This window comes from Taibaiella koreensis (assembly GCF_003545715.1).
Lineage (GTDB): Bacteria > Bacteroidota > Bacteroidia > Chitinophagales > Chitinophagaceae > Taibaiella > Taibaiella koreensis.
On sequence record NZ_QVNU01000003.1, the window covers coordinates 226889 to 244198 of the forward strand.

13 protein-coding genes and 1 other RNA gene are annotated in these 17310 nt (G+C 51.4%); 7 read left to right on the plus strand and 7 right to left on the minus strand.

What is annotated here, in order from left to right:
* Positions 1-8: 8 nt before the first annotated feature.
* Entirely contained in the window at positions 9-599 is a 591-nt protein-coding gene (locus tag DZK30_RS11030; RefSeq protein ID WP_118974199.1) for an HD domain-containing protein, read from the plus strand.
* Between the two features lie 8 nt (positions 600-607).
* Here the strand turns inward: DZK30_RS11030 and DZK30_RS11035 are convergent, their stop codons facing one another.
* Positions 608-1201, minus strand: coding sequence for a dihydrofolate reductase family protein (locus tag DZK30_RS11035; protein ID WP_118974200.1), 594 nt, complete (start codon positions 1199-1201; stop codon positions 608-610).
* Between the two features lie 237 nt (positions 1202-1438).
* Between DZK30_RS11035 and DZK30_RS11040 the strand changes: the two genes are divergently transcribed.
* Both DZK30_RS11040 and DZK30_RS11045 read left to right on the plus strand, forming a co-directional pair.
* A complete protein-coding gene (locus DZK30_RS11040; RefSeq protein WP_118974677.1) occupies positions 1439-2314 on the plus strand; it encodes an aminoglycoside 6-adenylyltransferase in 876 nt (291 codons plus the stop codon).
* A 147-nt stretch (positions 2315-2461) separates the two neighbouring features.
* The gene (locus DZK30_RS11045; protein WP_118974201.1) at positions 2462-3034 is read left to right on the plus strand and encodes a pentapeptide repeat-containing protein; all 573 of its coding nucleotides are present in this window, start codon (positions 2462-2464) and stop codon (positions 3032-3034) included.
* A 6-nt stretch (positions 3035-3040) separates the two neighbouring features.
* Here DZK30_RS11045 and DZK30_RS11050 read toward each other — a convergent pair whose 3' ends face one another.
* The gene (locus DZK30_RS11050) at positions 3041-5026 is read right to left on the minus strand and encodes a sensor histidine kinase (protein WP_118974202.1); all 1986 of its coding nucleotides are present in this window, start codon (positions 5024-5026) and stop codon (positions 3041-3043) included.
* Between the two features lie 195 nt (positions 5027-5221).
* On the opposite strand from DZK30_RS11050, the gene DZK30_RS11055 reads away from it, so the two are divergent.
* Positions 5222-6301, plus strand: a complete 1080-nt coding sequence (locus DZK30_RS11055; protein WP_118974203.1) for a helix-turn-helix domain-containing protein — start codon at positions 5222-5224, stop codon at positions 6299-6301.
* Positions 6235-7770: a hypothetical protein gene (locus DZK30_RS11060; protein WP_162903026.1), complete on the plus strand. Its 1536-nt coding sequence runs from the start codon at positions 6235-6237 to the stop codon at positions 7768-7770. The genes DZK30_RS11055 and DZK30_RS11060 overlap by 67 nt, the downstream gene beginning before the upstream one ends.
* Positions 7771-7875: 105 nt before the next feature.
* Here DZK30_RS11060 and DZK30_RS11065 read toward each other — a convergent pair whose 3' ends face one another.
* The 3 genes from DZK30_RS11065 to DZK30_RS11075 all read right to left on the minus strand — a co-directional run bounded on the left by DZK30_RS11065 (position 7876) and on the right by DZK30_RS11075 (position 10466).
* Positions 7876-8628, minus strand: a complete 753-nt coding sequence (locus DZK30_RS11065) for an SDR family oxidoreductase (protein WP_118974205.1) — start codon at positions 8626-8628, stop codon at positions 7876-7878.
* A gap of 66 nt (positions 8629-8694) precedes the next feature.
* Positions 8695-9435, minus strand: a complete 741-nt coding sequence (locus tag DZK30_RS11070) for an SDR family oxidoreductase (RefSeq protein WP_118974206.1) — start codon at positions 9433-9435, stop codon at positions 8695-8697.
* A 92-nt stretch (positions 9436-9527) separates the two neighbouring features.
* Positions 9528-10466, minus strand: a complete 939-nt coding sequence (locus DZK30_RS11075; RefSeq protein WP_118974207.1) for an AraC family transcriptional regulator — start codon at positions 10464-10466, stop codon at positions 9528-9530.
* Between the two features lie 171 nt (positions 10467-10637).
* Between DZK30_RS11075 and DZK30_RS11080 the strand changes: the two genes are divergently transcribed.
* Both DZK30_RS11080 and DZK30_RS11085 read left to right on the plus strand, forming a co-directional pair.
* Positions 10638-11324 carry a hypothetical protein gene (locus DZK30_RS11080; protein WP_118974208.1) on the plus strand — a complete coding sequence of 229 codons (687 nt, stop codon included), beginning with the start codon at positions 10638-10640 and terminating at the stop codon, positions 11322-11324.
* A 17-nt stretch (positions 11325-11341) separates the two neighbouring features.
* On the plus strand, positions 11342-11875 hold the full coding sequence (locus tag DZK30_RS11085; protein WP_118974209.1) for a DUF4760 domain-containing protein: 534 nt from the start codon (positions 11342-11344) through the stop codon (positions 11873-11875).
* A 103-nt stretch (positions 11876-11978) separates the two neighbouring features.
* Here the strand turns inward: DZK30_RS11085 and ssrA are convergent.
* Both ssrA and DZK30_RS11095 read right to left on the minus strand, forming a co-directional pair.
* Positions 11979-12352: a transfer-messenger RNA gene (gene ssrA, locus DZK30_RS11090) on the minus strand.
* 196 nt (positions 12353-12548) lie between these two features.
* Positions 12549-17171, minus strand: a complete 4623-nt coding sequence (locus tag DZK30_RS11095) for a T9SS type A sorting domain-containing protein (RefSeq protein ID WP_118974210.1) — start codon at positions 17169-17171, stop codon at positions 12549-12551.
* Positions 17172-17310 lie beyond the last annotated feature (139 nt).

The window sequence follows — 17310 nt, forward strand, 5'->3', positions numbered from 1 at the left end:
CCATAGCTATGCAGGACCTGGAACGCCAGATCGCCTTTATCAAAGAGATCGACAAAGTGAAATACATACAGCGCCGTACGCGCCTGTTCCAAAGCGACCGCCACGAGAACGATGCCGAGCACAGCTGGCACCTGGCGATGATGACCCTGGTGCTGGCGCCCCATGCCAATGAGCCCGTCGACGTGCTGAAAGTACTCAAAATGGTGCTGATCCATGATATTGTAGAAATCGATGCCGGCGATACCTTTATTTACGATACCCAGAAGGCGCATGAAAACACCGATGAAGAGCGCCTCGCGGCTACCCGTATCTTCGGCATACTGCCTGACGACCAGGCCCAGGAGCTGATTGCCATCTGGGAAGAATTCGAAGCGGGAGAAACCGCCGAAGCCCGCTTTGCCCGGTCGATGGATCGCCTGGAGCCGCTGCTGCAGAATGTCTCTAACGATGGGGGTACCTGGAAGGAGTTTGACGTCGACTACCGGAAGGTCTATGAGAAGAAGGAAAAGATCCGTAATGGCTCTGCCGTGCTATGGAACTATGCTCATGGCCTGATAGAGGATAGCGTAGCGCGGGGTATTCTGAAGAAAGAAGACTAAGCAAACGGCTATTGCGCCGGTCGCAGCACCTTATAGTGTAGCAGTACAACACCCGAACTGAACATTTCGCTTTGCAAGAGCTCAAGGGAATACCCACCCGGCGATGAAGCAAATAAAGGCTTACCCTTGCCGAGCAATACGGGATGTACCCACAGCTGGTATTCGTCTACAAGCCCCAGGCGGATCAATTCTGTTGTCAGCTGACCGCTGCCAAGGATGAAGATCGCTTTGTGCAGCCCCGATACCGGTTTTCTCAGCCGGTTCATCACCACCCTCAGCTTACCGGAAACTATCGTGGAATTGCGCCATTCCGGCTCGGCAAGGGTATTGGAAAAGACCACTTTGGGAAAACCATTGAGCATGGCGGCAAAGGCAAAATCTTCACGGGAGCAAAAAGGATCAGACTGTTTGGCGGTCCAGTAGCGGGCCATAGCCTGGTAGGTCTTCCGGCCCAGCAATACACTGTCGTGGCGCATCAGCTCCTGTAGCAAACGGGCGCCCATGACCCGGTTCCAGCGCTCGAAGTGCCAGTCGAGCTCGCAGTTGGGCCCGGAATAGTAGCCATCAAGGCTGATATTCATCGATACAATAACCTTTCTCATCTGTACAATAGAATGCCCTTGGAGGCAGGACCAGGGCCCTTTCCCGGCCTGCTTTTTGGTAATACAAAATTACTACTGGCGATCGCCTGGGGCAGGGGGTAGTTCCGACAGAAAACAGTCGCTTTACGACGAAAAGGGGCTGATGGGGAATCGCCTGACATTTGTATGCCTTGTGAAATGGCGCATAGGGTATTCTCCCTATCTTTATCTGCCAATAACCCGGACATGACAAACAAGATGAATGCTGCGCGGGCCGCGCAGCTCGAAAAGGCGCTGCAATGGGCCAGGGATAACGATCAGATCAGGGCGATGCTGCTTACCAGCTCGATGGTAAATCCCGATGCTCCTGTAGACGATTTCAGCGACCTGGACATAGAATGGGTGATCCGGGATTTGCCGGCTTTCCTGGCCGATGACAGCTGGCTGAGCCACTTTGGCGAAGTGGTGAGCTATATTGTGGAGAATGAGGACGCTTTTGGTGGCCGGCATGCCATGCGTATGGTCTTCTATGCCGATTATTCCAAGATCGATTTCAAGCTGTATGCCGTCGATAAATTTGTCGAGGATACCCTGGCCGAAACCCTGCCAGAGGATTGGGATGTAGGCTACAAGGTGCTGCTGGATAAAGATGGGATTACCCGGTCATTAAAGCCGCCTACCTATGAATCGGTGCTGATTAAAAAACCTTCGCAAGAACATTTTCAATGGGTATTGAATAACTATTGGTGGGACCTTACCTATGTGGTCAAATGCCTGTGGCGCGAAGAGTTGTTCTATGCCCGGTTCATGTCGGAGCAGGTCATGCGCTTTGAGCACCTGCAGCACATTATTGAATGGTATATAGGGATGCAGCACGACTGGAAGGTGACGACCAATAAATATGGCCGCCTGTTTAAACAGTACCTGAGCCCGGAGCTATGGCAAAAGGTGGAACAGACCTTTGCCGGCGCCGATATGCAGGACAATTGGCGGGCGCTGGAGGCTTATGTCAGCCTGGGCCGGGAGCTGGGCATGGCTATTGCCGGCCGTCTTGGTTATCGTTACCCCTCGAAGCTGGATGAACAGATCACAAAGTACATCGCTACGGTAAAGCAAATGCCTCCTAAAAAATAAAATCTGAGTATCCGGATATAGGAAACAAAGCCGGTCCTTGAGCTTGTCGAAAGGACAAAGATGGTGCTTCGGCAAGCTCAGCAACCGTGATGTAGAAGCAAATTGTATCGTATTTCCTATATCAGGATGGTCACTAAATAAAATATTATGGACAAAGAATGGATAAAGGATAAGATATTCGATAAAGAAACTGACCTTTTTACAGACAGCAAGGGAGAGTACGAAAACTGCAGCTTTCTTAATTGCAACTTCAATAAGGCCGACCTTTCTGATAACGAATTCAACGACTGTATCTTTGAGCGTTGCGATCTGAGCCTGGCCAGTGTTCAGAAAGCGGCTTTCCGCAATGTCGTTTTCAGAGATTGTAAGTTGATGGGGCTACATTTCGAAGCCTGCAACCCTTTCAACCTCGCCTTTCGCTTTGAGCGTAGTATCCTCGATCATAGCTCATTTTTCCAGGTAAAAATGAAGGATACAATCTTTGACGGTTGCCAGCTGCGCGAGGCCGACTTTACGGAAGCCGATCTAAGCCAGGCTGTGTTCGCGCAATGCGATCTGGCCGGTGCCCGCTTCGACCAAACGATCCTGGAAAAGGCCGACCTGCGCAGCGCCTTCCACTATACGATCGATCCCTCGATCAATCGGCTGAAGAAGGCCCGCTTATCTGTACCCGGCGTATTGGCCTTGTTGGCCCCGCTCGGCATTGACATCGACTATTAGCCCGGATCAGGGTAGATGCAGCTCTATATTGACCGCAGTTCCCTGGCCGGGGGTGGAGCGTATGTCCAGTTTGCCGTTCAGATAATCGACACGATTGCGGATATTGGTCAGGCCGATGCCGGTAGCCTCGCTCCCCCTTATCGGCTCAAAGCCTTTTCCGTTGTCCTCTACTGTAATGAGAAAAATGTGATCATCCTGGCTGCACTGGACCATAATCTTAGTGGCCACTGCGTGTCGTACCGCGTTGGACAGTGTCTCCTGGACAATACGGTAGATATTGGCCTGTATGGTTGGTTCCATGCCGGGATCGATGCCGTAAGCCTGGAAGCTGATCGCGGTTTGGGGGCCGATCAGCGATTCGCAAAGATCCTTGAGCGCCATAGACAGACCCAGCTTCAGCAGGCTTTCCGGCATCATGTTGCGTGCAATGCGGCGCAGTTCCGATAAGGATTGGTCCAGTCGCTGGATCACGCCATCAAGCTGACCGTCCTTGTTGGACGGGCCTTGCTGGGCGAGATTGATCTTGATCCCCGCCAGCATGCCGCCCAGGCCATCATGCAGATCGCGCGCCACCCGTTGCCGTTCTCTTTCTTCTCCTTGCAGCATCGCCTGCGTAAATCGCAATTGCTGCTGTTGCTCCAGCTCTTTAAGCTGCTGCTGATAATTGATCTCTTTCTGGAGGGCGAGCTTTCGCTTGTTCCGGTAATAAATGACCAGGAGCAAAGTGGTGATCAGGAGGAAAATGGTACCGGCCCCAAGTAGTCCGTTAAGCAGGCGCTGGCTCCTCGCCTTCAAAGCACTTTGCTGCTTTTCCGATTCAAGCACCATGATCTTCTGCTGTTTTTCCCTGCTTTGGTATTTGACTTCTATGGCGGCAATGTCGTTCTGCAGACGGCTTTGATAGAAGCTGTCGCTGGTACTGCTATAGCGTTTTTGCCAGTCGAAAGCCGATTTCATATTCCCTTCGCCGGCGTAGGCTTCAGCCATCATCAGATAGGTATACATCCGGTTGGTCGCGTATGAGGCCCAGGCTGGCTGGCCCAGCATATAGTCCATTACTTCCCGCGCCCTGGGAAAATCCTTTTGGTTGAAATAGGCGACCAGCTTTTGTCCCTGCAGCCGCATCTCCTTTCTTGCATCATGTACTTGCTGTGCCAGCACAATGCCTTTGTCTATACTTTTTAATGACTGTGCAAACTGGCCCAGGTTGGTGTAGTACATGGCATCGGCGGCGTAGTAATCCAGGAAGTATTCCGAGTGCGGATGGGGCAACAGTACCTGGTAGGCGCTATCAAGCACGCCCCTGGCTTCGCTGTTCTTTTGCTGGAGTAAATAAGCTTCGGCCAGCGTATGGTAGCCGAACAGCAGCTGCTCAGGTGGGGCATTATACCTGAGGAAGAGACCTACGGCTTGCCGGCAATACTGCTCAGATTGGAGATTCTGCTGGGTATTTTTAAAAATCATACCCATAGCAAGATAGCATTTACCCAGAAATACACTATCTCCCGATTGCTTTGCCAGCGGGATGACCTGATCGGTAAGGAGCTCGGCAAATACCTTTTGGTTGTCCTTGATCTGTTGTACCACGCCGAAACTATACAGTGCCCGGCCCCTGAATAAAATGGCTTCCTTGCTCCCGAACGATCGCATGCTCCGGGCTACCTGCTGGAAAGAGGCTTCCGCATCATCCAGCCTGCCGGTCATCATCCGGGCGATACCTTCGTAATATTGGCCTGCGGTCTGCAGATAGGCGCTCTTACCTGCCCGTCGCAGCCCCTCCCTGAGATAGGCGCCATTCTTTGCTGTATCTGCACCGGCATAGATTTCGGAAAGCAGGAAGTTGATCCTCGCTTTCGCGCTGTCGGGGCCCGTTTCGCCCAGCCGCCGCGAAAGACTGTCTATATAGCGGGTCTGGTCCAGGGGTTTCAACTGTGCTTTTGCTCCCGGTATAGAGAAGCAAAGGATGAGTAATATGAATAAAGCTTCTCTCATAAGCGCAAAATCGCCATTTTCTATATTTAAAAAAATTAAAAATGAATAAAATGGCAAAAAATGAATAAAATGGCAAAAAATGAATGTTTTCAGCTGGTTGCGGAGAGCAGGTGCGGCAGCAAATGTGCCGTATGGTGTACATTTGAGAACGAAATGGCTACAACGTTTTGATGCGTTTTATTTAACCGATTGCCTATGAACATATTCCTGATGTCCCTTGCCTCCGGGGCCTGCTTTCTTTTAGGCTTCCTGCTACTGCTGCAACAGGAAGAACGACGACCCGCCTTTCGCTGGCTCGCATTCTTTATACTCATCATGGGCATCGCTTTCCTGGGTATTTACTGGACCGGAGCACAGTACGGCTGGGTCGCATCGCTGAATTCGCTGCAATTCCTGCTGGCGCCCTGTCTGCTGCTAGGCGTATCGCATTTTGCCGATAAGGATCGTCTTTTCAGGAAAAAGGATATCCTGCATTTTCTGCCCTTTGTACTGTATTGGGTCGCTGATCTGTCCATAGCGGCAAAGGGAACCCTGTTATCCCTGAAACTGTTTTCCATCGGATCGGCAGACCTATTGCTCAGGGATATCTTGCCTGTACAGTTGCTGATCTATATTGCTTGTGCTTATAGGATGCTCCGGGGGAAAGGGCAGGGGAAGGGCCGCATGCGTTATCTGTTGCTGACCTTGCTCCTGATTACCCTGTTCTGGATAAATGATGCTCTATTCGGGATCGGCTTTTTGATGAAAGTAATGCCGCTGGCCTATACCGGGTCTGTTTTTTTGCTCGCCTACTTCGTATTAAAGGGACGCAGCGATGTAATACCTACTACGGAATCTCCTACGCCTTCGTTATCTGCCGGGAAAGAAGAACCGGAAGCGAATACTCCCCGCGCATCCCGGTTGGACAGGCAGCAGCTCAGCCTGCTGTCGGGCCGGCTGGAAATCCTGATGACAGGTGAAAAGATTTTCCTGGATAATGAGCTTAGCCTCCCCCAGCTGGCGGAGCGGCTCGGGATCAGCGTTCATGATACTTCTTACCTGATCAATGAGGCAACGGGCAACAGCTACCACCACCTGGTTAACAGCCGGAGGGTAGAAGAGGCCAAACGGCTGCTATCCTCCGGGGAGGCCGGCCGGTTGAATATGGTGGGCATCGCCTTTGCCGCAGGCTTCAATTCGAAGACGGCGTTCAATACTGCATTTAAAAAATGGACCGGACTGTCGCCAACGGCTTTCCGGCAGGAAATGGACCGGGAAAAGTGTTCGGATGGATAACCCGGAACAGGATTAAAGCCGGTAGCAGCTACTTTCGCCGGAAAAATCCTGTGTTTATGCTGCTTAGCCGTTTTTGTTACCTCCTGTTGGCTTATATGCTTGTTTTCGCTCCCTCCCGGGCTTGTACCATCTTTATTGCCAATGATGGCCGGCAGGTCTGGGTCGGTAACAATGAAGATGAAGACCCTGCCCTCCGGTACCGGCTTTGGTATTACCCCGCAATCAATAAGCACAACGGTTATATGATCTGGACCGAGCTGTCGCCCGACGGCAAGATGGACAGCCTTATGTACCATATTCCCCAGGGTGGGATGAACGACAAAGGGCTCTTCATGGACTATACCGCTATCGACGAGTTACCGGTATTGCGGGATCCCTCCCGGCAGGACCGGGAGACCGAGATCGTGACTGACCTGCTGCAGCAATGTGGCACCGTAGCGGAAGCGCTGCAATTTATCGAACGTTTCAACCTCGTACGCCTCACCGGCGCGCAGCTGTTTATTGCAGATGAGAACGGCGACTATGCTACCGTACATGGCAGCTATGTGATGCGGCGTAGCACCCCCGACTTCGCGTTGACCAATTACAGGGTTAACGACGGTCATTATGAGGCCTGCTGGCGCAGGGACGCCGCCCTGGCAGGACTGAATAGCGGCCAATCCCGTTCCCTTAAAAATATAGTAGACCTTCTGCAGCAAACAACCCAGAAGAAGCCGGGCAACCTGGTATCCAACTATTCTATGGCTATCGCTTTGAAAGACCGCAGGATCAATCTTTACTATAAGAATGACTTTTCAACACCCCTTGTGCTCTCGCTGGGCGCTGAGCTAAAAAAAGGAGCACATTACCGGGACATGGATGGCTATTTCCCTCAAGCGATCGGCCCCGTACTCCGTACTGCCTACACTGCGGGTGGCATTGATAGGACAGTGAAGGTTTATGACTCGCTTCGGGGGCATTCCCCCACACGATATAATTTCGGCAGCGACGAGGCCCTGGATGTCGCCCTGCAACTGCTTGCGAAGGAAAAGCCGGCCGAAGCGCTGCGGCTGCTGGAAAGCATCAGGCATTTCGATCCGGGCAAACAAACGCTGAACGCCTGGTGTGGCGTTGCTAGCAGGAAGCTTGGAAAAGCAGCTGAAAGCGACCGTTGCTTTGCGTCAGCGTTGGCTGCGGATCCGGATAATTATGTGGCTACTTTGTTTGGAAAACAGGCCGGGGGAACGGTCACCTTCCGCATGAACGATTTTGGTTACGCCCAGTTGGTAAACCTGGTGAGCGACAGCGCCCGCTGGCCGCCTGCGCCCATGAAGAAAGATGCCGCCGGCGCCTGGACCTGTACCTTGCAGCTGCCTCCCGGGACCTACCGGTATAAGTTCATTGTGAATGGTATTTACCTGGCCGATCAGGTCAACCTGCTGCGCACCGGCTTCGGGCCGGATATTTATTCTATACTTTATGTGTGGTAGACGATAGCCTGGTTAATGTAAAGAAAGGCTACCTATGTCATTCGGCCAGAAGAAAAAAGCCGCCGCATCTTCATACCCGTTGAAGATGCGGCGACCACTCCGGGATTAGTTGGTCGCGCCGCCATTGACCAGCAGATGTTGCCCGTTGACGAAAGAAGAAAGGTCGCTGGCAAAGAATTCCGCTACGTTGGCCACATCCTCTACTTCGGCCAGGCGGCCCATCGGGGAGCTGTCGAGCAATTGTTGCCTCAGGCGCGGATAAGATCCCGGCTCGGCGAATATGCCGGAATGATCCACGGCGAAAGGAATAATGGAATTGACGGTTACACCACGATGACCGATCTCCTTAGCCAAGATATCGACCATATACCGTGGCGTGGTCTTGCTGCCGCCATATACCGCCATACCAGGCACAGGGAAAGAGGTAGTGGACGATGCGATGTAAATGATGCGGCCATTGTCTTCGACATGCTTGGCGGCCTGCTGCATAGTGAAATAAGAACCCTTTGTATTGATGGAGAAGACGCGGTCAAACTGCTCTTCGGTAAAATCGACTACCGGCGTTTCCACCATTTCGATGCCGGCATTGGCTACCACGATGTCGATCTTACCGAAAGCTTCTTTGGCGGCAGCAAACAACCTTTCGATCTCGCTTACCTTGCTCACATCGGCCTGCACGGAAAGTACACGGACCCCCATTGCTTTGATATTGCTTTCCACTTCATCGGCGGAAGCCTTGTCGCGGGAGTAATTAATAACGATATCGGCGCCCATGGCAGCATAGCGTTCAGCGATGGCTTTTCCCAGCCCGCGGGCCGATCCGGTGATCAGGGCTACTTTATTCTTTAACGTGTTCATGATTGTTGCTTTTATGGATTGAAAAAGAGAATACTATTTTGTAGATGAAGGATGACGAAGGCAGCGTTATGCCATAGCGCCGTTCACGCCTATTGTTTGTCCGCTGATCCATTTGGCATCGTCGCTCAGGAGAAAGGCGACCACTGGAGCAATGTCTTCCGGTTCGCCTATGCGGTTAAAGGCGTTGAGCGAGGCCAGGCGATCGATCAGTTCTTGCGGCTTGCCGTTGGTAAACAGCTCGGTATTGGTAGGGCCGGGCAGCACAGCATTTACATTAATGCCACGGGAACCAATCTCTTTGGCAAATACACGGGTAAGCTGTTCCACCGCACCCTTGGTCGCTACATAGCTGCTATAGGTAGGCATCATGGCGCGGGTAGTGGTGGAAGAGAAATTGACAATGCTACCGCCATCAGCAAGCTTTGTAGCCGCTTCGCGCAAAGTGTTGAAGGTGCCCTTTACATTGACCTCAAACTGGCGGATAAAGTCTTCGTCCGTGGTATCTTTAAGCAGTTTGGTGATCATGATGCCGGCATTGTTGACCAGGCCATCGATTCTGCTGTAATGCTTGATAGCTGCGTCGAACAATGCGGCCACTTCTGCAGACTGGCTCACATCGGCCTGCAGGGCAATGGCTTCGCCGCCGGCCGCTTTAATACTTAGTACTGTCTGTTCGGCGCTTGCAGCGTTGCCGGCGTAGTTTACGATCACTTTCGCGCCGGCTCCGGCCAGCTGTTGTGCTATAGCGGCGCCGATACCTCTTGAAGCGCCGGTCACCAGGATTACTTTTTCGTTCAGTGTTTTCATAACCTTTGTTTTGATTGCCGTTATTGACAATACAAAGGTGGTACAGGAACGAGGGCTAATGTTGCGCAGCTTACAGGAGCTGTTGCAAATTTCTAAGATGAGGAGAGATGATACGCTTTCCGGTACGCAGCGGGCGACATGTTCGTATGCTTTTTGAAATAATTGCTGAAGTGGGCGGTCTCAGCAAAGCCCAGGGTATAGGTGATCTCTTTAACAGACAGGCCGGGATTTTGTAATAGCGATTTCGCCTCTGCAATTGTTTTTTCAGCAATCCATGTCCCGATCGATTTTCCCGTTTTGGTTTTGATCACATTGTTCAGGTAATTGGGATGCAGGTTTTGCGCATCGGCATATTCCTGCACACGGAACACCTGCTCCGCCTTACCTGCACGTAGCGTGCGATAATGCTGTTCCAACAGGCGTTTGAAGTTTTTGACAATAACGGAGCTGCGATTGCCTTCATAGATAGGATCATAATCGGGCCAGAAATATTCTTTTATTTTCAGCAGCAGGACTACGAACAAGTTACCGATAATGCGCCTGCGGTAGGGTGAACGGTTGTTATATTCATGATGGATCTGCAGATAGATCCGTTCAAATTCCGCAAACACATCGGGGGTGAGACGCCGGCCGGGAAAGGTCTCCGCTAGCAAAAAAGGGAATTCTTCGAAAATGCCTGCATGCACATTCTCCTTAAGAAAAGCTTCGCTGAGGGTGATCAGGTACACCTCTTCGGTGCGCTGCCATTCGTAGGAGCGGTAATGGCCGGGATTGGTAAAATAAGCCATGCCCTGTTCCAGGTCGAAAGTCTGGTCGTCTATCGTGTATTGTCCCTGTCCCTGCTTGACGAAGTTGAATACAAAAAAATTCAGCCGGTGGGTGGGGCAGGTGAAAGGCAATACTCCTTCAAAGGCATCCCTCAGGTTGAAGATCGTAAAATCGGTATGCTTATCGATCTGGTCGGTGGGTAGCCCCAGGTAGCGATATTGCTCATAAAGGGTATTGAATACGGGGGCCTTTTCTGCTTTCATAAAAGAAAGAATAGCTGATGTCGCCTGTAAATGTACGGCTTGGGTTGGATAAATTATCGGACGGTATGCGGCTCTATCTGGTTCTGAAGCTTTGCGCTGCAGTTTATTTCAGTATTAGATATGTTGTGTATATTTAAGCATTGGCGATAGCCTGAGAGAACATCGATCACTATGAAGTTTTGGGAGCTGATAGCTGCATTCAGAAATGAAACGGACAATTTGAAATCTGTATTACAACAACAGCGTTGGCGAAAATACCAGATCTGTTATTGTAACCTGGAAGCGATACAAGCCATGCAGGATAAAAGGATTTTGGACGAAGATATCCCGTTCCAATTGGCAAAAGAAGTTTGTGAGTTGAGCGAGTTGACATTTTTTCTCTATTATAGAGAAGAGCCTCATCGGCTGTCAAAAAATAAGTTGGATACAGATCAGCCATTTGAGCAGCTTTCTCCTTATGATATCCTGGTCCGGTTTGGTGGCGCATTCATCGCGAGAACGATAGAGAATGGTGTTTCGGAAGTGATGCCTGGAGTGATTGGTAACGATATAGAGGTGCTTGCTGTTTATAAGCTGACCAATATCGGCATGATGGCTTTTTTACGAATGGACAATGGTTTTCTTAAAAAAGGCGATCAGATTGGCTCTTTGGATAATCTGCGACAATGGACCGTGCTTGAAGAGCCATTTATACTGGTTGACCCCTATGAAGCAAAGGAGAAAAGAGAACGGCAAAAAGAGCAAGGCATCAGGCTCTATAAAATTTTGCCCATGAATGGAAGCGGCAAGCCCCAAGAGACTGAAATATTAAAGTTATATCGCACCATTCAACTTGCAAACCCTGGCTCGGTATTTTGAATCATAATATAAAATATATGAAAACATTTGAAATATGGTCTCTTGCAATTCAAATCGTCGGAATTTTGGCCGTTGTGGTCACAATTCTATATGCGAGTAAGCAAATAAGGATCAATAAAAATATTCATAAGGAGACACTGGAGTGGAATAGAAAAACGGTAACCGAAAATGAGTTGAACAACAGGCATGATAAAGAAATAAGATCTTTTTTGACAAAGAAATTTCAAGCTTATGTCGAAAAGGGAATTTGCAAAATCCCCCTCGTCAAAATTCAGGATGCCATTAGGGATGAGATAGACATTCAGTTGCAAATCCATTCATACTTAAATAGATATGAAAGAATCTCCAGAGGCATTAAAAACGGACTTTATGATAGAGCAATGATTATTAGCGCAATGAAATACGTAATTGTAAAGGTATATTTTAATTATGAGGATTACATCGAGTATAGAAGAACTATAGCAAATAAGAACTCCTGGAAGCATTTTGAATCGCTTGCCAAGGAATTGAATAATGAATATAAAATACATACTGATCCATCAGAAGAATGACCTGTTCTTTTGATAAGGTATGGTGACCTGTTATGCTCTATTCGAATTATTGCCGATTTTCATTAAACGAATAAAACCTGCTCCGAGAGCAGGTTTTATTCGTTTGTGGAGCCGGCGGGAATCGAACCCGCGTCCAAACACCGGTTGAAAAAGTCTTCTACATGCTTATTCCGTTATTATTTGTCGGCGATGATCAGGAAGCGGACAAACCAAATCATTACTTAGCTGGATGGTCTTAAGTTGCAGGCACAGCCTTCTGCAACAGCAATCTGCTTTCTTTTTGAGTCGGCGGCGGGGCTAGGTAGCAGACAAACCTGCCCGGGCGGCCCTAATGACTATCTAATTACTAATTAGGCAGCCATGGCATACTGAGTATTGCCATTTGAAGTTTGAGTATTCAGATTAAAGCGCTAATTACACAACGCGCTGCATGCTTACACCCTCCCCGCCATGGTGCTGTCAAAACCGGGCGGCCCCGTCTGGGATTGAGAAACGTATAAGGTTTTCAAAGAACCGTCTGCAAAGATACGAAAAAGACGGATCAAAACGGAAGCGTACAGGATTCCGTGATATTGCCTGTTTATAAAAAGATCATCCGCAGTATTCATTGCGGATGATCCCGGGAAGAAATATACCTTTTTAGTGCAGGTGACCCACCTGTTACATTCTCCTTTTACTGTTTGGTTACCTTAATCTGCCATTGCTGCCCTTTCCTGTTCTCAAAACGGAACCAGTACATGCCCTGGGCCAGCGGGGACAGGTCCACCTGGTACACGCCGTTGCGCGCTACTTCCTCGCGCCGTACCCGGTGTCCCAGCGCATCGTATATGCTTAGCGCATCACCGGCTGCCAGGCCTTCAATGTTCACCGTTCTATTGGCCGGATTGGGATAGAGCTTGAAGTTATCAGGAATACCGGGATTGCCGATACCGCTGGTGCCCACGCTCACTTTAATGGTATTGCTCCATACCGTATCCGGATCGGCGCAGGGTGAGAAGCTTCGCAGCAATGCCTGTATACGACTGGCGCTGTTGAAGTCGGTGCCGGCAACGGCAGTCCAGGAAGGGCCTGCGGCTGTAGCGACGTAGACGCCGTTCTTATACCAGGTTACCTGTGCGCCGGGACTGCCCTCGGTTACAGAGGCATTAAAGGTCACCGGCTGGCCGTTTACAGCGCTGGCAGGCGAGCTCGAAATGCTGATCGCCGGATGGGTAACGGTAGTTACCGACATGGGTACCATATTGCTGATCACTTTGGCCGGCGTTACACAAAGCGCGCTGCTGGTCATCTCGCAGGTTACAACATCATTATCGGCAGGTGTATAAGTAAAGCTGGTGCTATTGCTGCCATTGATCACATTGTTCACCTTCCATTGATAAAAGGGCGCCGTACCGCCGCCGCCGGGCGTTGCCAGAAAGTGCACTGGTATGTCGGAGCACACATTGTTTTCCGGCACATAGATATTCAGCGTTGCCGTTACCGAAGGCGTTACCTGCATGATAAGCATGTTGCTGACGATGCCATTGGCCGATACGCAGGGATAATTGCTGGTCAGCACGCACCGCACCGTATCGGCGGCGGCAGGCACATAGGTAAAGGTATTGCCGGTGCCGGTTGTCGGATTGCCATTTACCTGCCACCCGTAAGCGGGCAAGGTCCCTCCGTTTGTGGTGGTAGCGGTATAGGTTACCGTAGTGCCCGAGCAGAGCAGCGCCGGGGCGTTGCTGCTGATATTGATCGTGGGTGTAAGCACGGGTGTGGAAGTCACCGCTTTAGTAGCTGGTGTAACCGACGAACCGCAGGTATTTGCGGGTGATACTGTGATGCCGCCATTGCTGCTGCCCACCGTTACTGTTATGGAATTAGTGGTCGATGTTCCGGTCCAGCCGGCCGGAAGGGTCCAGGAATAGCTGGTGGCGCCTGTTGCCGTCGGTATGGAATAAGTCTGTGTGCTGCCGGCGCAGGGAGCATCGGGCCCGGTAATAGCGCCGGGATTGGCCGGCACTGGTGTTACGGTTACGGTAGCGGTGGTATTGCTGCCGGTGCAGCCATTGGCGCTGGCCTTTATAGTATAGGTCGCAGTACCGTTGGCATTGGTGGTGGCAGTAAGGTTCTGAGCAATAGTAGCGCCGCTGCCTGCCGTCGCCCCGGTTACATTGGTCTGGCTTATCGTCCAGCTAAAGGTGGCGCCGCTCACCGGCGAGCTGAGCGCCAGGCTGGTTGCGGCCCCGCTGCACAAGCTCTGTGATGCTGGCGTAACTGTTGTTGCCGGCAAAGGCCTTACGGTCACGGTATCCCTTATAGTAGTGCCGCAGCCGCTGGCAGTAGCTGTGATGGCATAAATAGCCTGGCCTATAGCCGCTCCGGTAGTGGTCAACGTTTGGGCAATGGTGCCGCCGCTGCCGGCACTCGCACCGCTCACGCCGGTCTGGGTTACGGTCCAGGCAAGGCTGGCGCCGGTGGTAGTAGACGACGCTGTAATGGCAGTACCGCTGCCGCTGCAGATCGACTGCGGCATGGGGCTTGCGCTTACATTGGGATTTGGGGTTACGGTAAGGTTCAGCGTGGTGGTGCTATCGCAGCCGGTCACCAGCGAAGCCCTGGTATAAGTGGCCACGGCGGTGCCGCCGGCCGCTACCGGCAACCCGTTCCAGGTATAAGGCAGCTGACTTTGGCAAATAGTCAGGTTCTGTGTGGCGGTCAGCAAGGGGTTAACGGTAAGGTTCAAGGTGGTGATGCTGTCGCAACCGGCTACATTAAGGCTGGTATCCTTGGCCACGGCAGTACCGCCTGCTGTAAGTGTTTTGCCATTCCAGGTATAAGGCAGCAGGTTGGCGCAGATGGTTATGTTCTGGGTCGCGGTTACCACGGCATTGATGCTCAGGTTCAGGGTAGTGGTGCTGTCGCAGCCGGTTACCAGCGAAGGTCTTGTATAGGTGGCCACAGCTGTACCGCCTGCCGCAATGCTTTGGCTGTTCCAGGTATAAGGCAATTGATTGGCACATATGGTCAAATCCTGCGTTGCGTTAATGAGCGGATTGGCCGTCACCGTCACCGGGTCGGAAGTGTCGCGACAGCCGGTGCTGTTGCTGCGTAGCACAACGGTATAATTACCTATAGCACCTGCATTATAAGACGCGGCGGTGGCCGGGGGCACGATGTTGGCGCCGTTCCGCTGCCATTGATAAGTGAACGCACCGCTGTTGGCATTTAGCGTTACCGTTCCTCCGGGGCAGAAGGCGGTAGGGCCAGAGGAGATCGTTGCTACAGGCGGTGGAATAATGGTGAGCGTAGCCGGGTTGGAATTGCTGGCGGTACAGCCCGTGAAATAATTCACTACACAACGGTAACTATAACCGTCATAGCTTGAGGGTGCAGCGGTGAGTGTTAGTGTTGCAGTTGTTGCACCGCCATAGATCGTGTTGTTGGTGATATTGGTATAACCCGATCCGGTATTGACCTGCCATTGGTACAGGGTGCCATTGCCCGAAACAACGCGGAAGCTGGTATCGCTACCCGGGCAGATCGCTGCATTGACAGGTTGGGTGGAAAAGGTTACGGTCTGACAAGGCGTAAACTCGTCGGCGCCTTTATCGGGTGTGGTTACACTGCGGCTCTGGCCGTCGATATCGGTTGTGATACCGCTTACCGGGCTGCCATTGTTGCTAATGCCCGGGTTGGCCGGGCTCAGATGCAGGTCGTTGGGCCCCAGGAATACCGGCTGCACCACGGTCGAGCTGGCATTGCCGCCCAGGCTGGTCTGCAACTGTGCCAGCGTATTGGTAATCGATGCATTGGTGCCTGTGCTGCTGAGATTGGTGCTGGTGCTGTAGTAGTTGTTATAATTGATGGCACCAAATACGCCGGAGCCCGTAGTAGCAAGATTGGACAGTGCCAGACGGCTGTTGGCATTACCCACGGTCTGCAGGTTGGTGAGAATGTTGTTCCGCAGATTGATGGTGCCCGATGAGTTCACATTGGCCGTGATCAGCAGGCAGGAAGCCCGGTGGCCGCCCGTGGACGTCTGGTCCGTATTCAGTACCACAGTATTGAAATCGATATCGATACCACCGCCGCCATCGACAACGATGCCATTACCATTATCGGCCGACGTATAATCGGTGTAACCATAACCGGCTACATCCCATACGAAGTTGTTGTTTATCTTCATATCAGACGAATTGATGGTAGTCGCCATCAACATGCCGGCAGCGCCGTAGCCTGCAGTGTTGGTGTTTTTGATGTTGCTCACCTTATTGGCTTTCACAACCACACCCGACATGGCGCTGTAAAGGAACATGCCCATTGTGGTGCCGCTACCCGATGAGCTCAGATTGCTGACGATATTGTCGTTTACGGTAATATTGGAGCTGGTTATCCCGGTCGATACATTGATGCCGATCGGAGCAAAGGTGCTGGTGCCCGAATAGCGCAGTCCGGAGACGGTATTGCCCGATATCGTCGTATTGGTGGTTGCTGTGGCTATCCAGATGGCACGGTCGAACTCCGGACTGGCGGTTTCGAAATTTCCTACCGAATTATTGCTGATAGTGAGGCCGGTGAGCCCTTGGCCGTAAATACCCACAAGCCGTATGGCATCGGTGCCCGTGGCATCCAGGCTATTTTCGGTAACCAGCGTATTATTACCATTGCCCGTAGCCACCACAGCATAAAGGTAGAGGCCGATATAGGCCTTCCGGATATCATTGTTGCGGAACGTAATATTGTTGAAGTAGCCCGGAACGCCTACTGTGCCGGCATCGCCGACCAATACAGCAGTGCTGCTATTCGTACCATTGATCAGTATAGTGTTCTTTACCGTTACATTGGATATGGGTGTGATACCCACCGAGCCCACCAGCATAACATTGCTCGCTGTGCCGTTGGTATTGGTGATGGTAAGATTGCGGGAGGTGCTGCCATTGTTGGAACCGTCGATGGTAAGGTTGCTGGACCCGTTGCATCTTACCACGGGGCCGGAACCGATGTTCCCGCTCACAGTAGGCGATGCGCCGGTTCCGGGCTTCACGGTTACCGAGGCATAGTTGGCGCTGCCGCTGCCGCTGGCATTGAGGCTTGCCATTGCGGTTTCGGTGGTGTTGCCGGTGATCAGGATGGTCACCGCGCCGCGATGCGTACCGGCATTGACTGCATCAAAAGCACTTTTTAAAGTAGTGTAGCTGGTTGGACCCATAGTACCGGCGGTTGCCGTTACGCTAACCTGGGCCTGCGTGGTGTGGATGATAAGGAACAGCCCCGATAAGACGAGGAGGAGCCTGAAGTACAGATGCTGCATAAGCAATGGTTTTATTTTCGGTTAAGGTGGGTTGGGAACCCATATATTTGGTTTTTATTGAAAATGCTTTAACATTTCCTGTTAAAGATATTCTTAATTTTTAAAAATATATACATATTCAGGTTATTTCCTGCCGAAA

Bases quoted from the DNA above. Each gene is read 5' to 3' on its own strand.
- DZK30_RS11030 (WP_118974199.1), top strand. From the start codon at position 9: ATGCAGGACCTGGAACGCCAGATCGCCTTTATCAAAGAGATCGACAAA.
- DZK30_RS11035 (WP_118974200.1), bottom strand. From the start codon at position 1,201: ATGAGAAAGGTTATTGTATCGATGAATATCAGCCTTGATGGCTACTAT.
- DZK30_RS11040 (WP_118974677.1), top strand. From the start codon at position 1,439: ATGAATGCTGCGCGGGCCGCGCAGCTCGAAAAGGCGCTGCAATGGGCC.
- DZK30_RS11045 (WP_118974201.1), top strand. From the start codon at position 2,462: ATGGACAAAGAATGGATAAAGGATAAGATATTCGATAAAGAAACTGAC.
- DZK30_RS11050 (WP_118974202.1), bottom strand. From the start codon at position 5,026: ATGAGAGAAGCTTTATTCATATTACTCATCCTTTGCTTCTCTATACCG.
- DZK30_RS11055 (WP_118974203.1), top strand. From the start codon at position 5,222: ATGAACATATTCCTGATGTCCCTTGCCTCCGGGGCCTGCTTTCTTTTA.
- DZK30_RS11060 (WP_162903026.1), top strand. From the start codon at position 6,235: ATGGACCGGACTGTCGCCAACGGCTTTCCGGCAGGAAATGGACCGGGA.
- DZK30_RS11065 (WP_118974205.1), bottom strand. From the start codon at position 8,628: ATGAACACGTTAAAGAATAAAGTAGCCCTGATCACCGGATCGGCCCGC.
- DZK30_RS11070 (WP_118974206.1), bottom strand. From the start codon at position 9,435: ATGAAAACACTGAACGAAAAAGTAATCCTGGTGACCGGCGCTTCAAGA.
- DZK30_RS11075 (WP_118974207.1), bottom strand. From the start codon at position 10,466: ATGAAAGCAGAAAAGGCCCCCGTATTCAATACCCTTTATGAGCAATAT.
- DZK30_RS11080 (WP_118974208.1), top strand. From the start codon at position 10,638: ATGAAGTTTTGGGAGCTGATAGCTGCATTCAGAAATGAAACGGACAAT.
- DZK30_RS11085 (WP_118974209.1), top strand. From the start codon at position 11,342: ATGAAAACATTTGAAATATGGTCTCTTGCAATTCAAATCGTCGGAATT.
- DZK30_RS11095 (WP_118974210.1), bottom strand. From the start codon at position 17,171: ATGCAGCATCTGTACTTCAGGCTCCTCCTCGTCTTATCGGGGCTGTTC.